This is a genomic window from Phaeodactylibacter luteus, from assembly GCF_007993045.1.
Lineage (GTDB): Bacteria > Bacteroidota > Bacteroidia > Chitinophagales > Saprospiraceae > Phaeodactylibacter > Phaeodactylibacter luteus.
In genome coordinates this window covers 1-717 of sequence record NZ_VOOR01000169.1, presented here as the reverse complement: position 1 = coordinate 717, position 717 = coordinate 1, and the positions used below count along the sequence as shown (strand labels likewise).

1 pseudogene is annotated in these 717 nt (G+C 62.6%); it reads right to left on the bottom strand.

The window, feature by feature from the left end:
* Positions 1-717: pseudogene (locus FRY97_RS21980) on the bottom strand (DUF11 domain-containing protein); the annotation flags it as partial.

The window sequence follows — 717 nt, the reverse complement described above, 5'->3', positions numbered from 1 at the left end:
CACTGCGCCGTTGGACATATTGGTGATCACCTCGCTGAAGTCGCCCGTGCCCGAAGCGTTCGCCAGCGTCGCTGTGCCGGTAGTTACCACGGCCGTCCAGCTGCTGATCGTTGTGCCCGTAGGCGCGGTGTCCGCTACCGTTACGCTGCTCGCAGCGCTCGGCCCGTTGTTCGTCACCGTGATGGTGTAAGGTACCGTTGTGCCGGGCACGTAGGTAGTGGTACCGTTCGTCTTAACCGTCGTGATGTCCGATACCTCGTCCGGTGTATCCGGCCCGTCCGTACATTCCGGACAGTCCGGGGTCGGGTCTTCCGGGTTCGTTACCGTGACTATGTTGGTCAGGCCGCCCGTGAAATCGGCAGGGACGTCCACGTTCACCGTGTAGGTTACTACCGCCCCGTTGGACATGTTCGTGATCAACTCACTGAAGTCGCCCGTGCCCGAAGCGTTCGCCAGCGTCGCTGTGCCCGTGGTCACCACCGCCGTCCAGCTGCTGATCGTTGTGCCCGCAGGCGCGGTGTCCGCTACTGTTACGCTGCTCGCAGCGCTCGGCCCGTTGTTCGTCACCGTGATGGTGTAAGGTACCGTTGTGCCCGGCACGTAGGTCGTCGTGTTGTTCGTCTTCACCGTCGTGATGTCCGATACCTCGTCCGGTGTATCCGGCCCGTCCGTACATTCCGGACAGTCCGGGGTCGGGTCTTCCGGGTTCGTTACCAC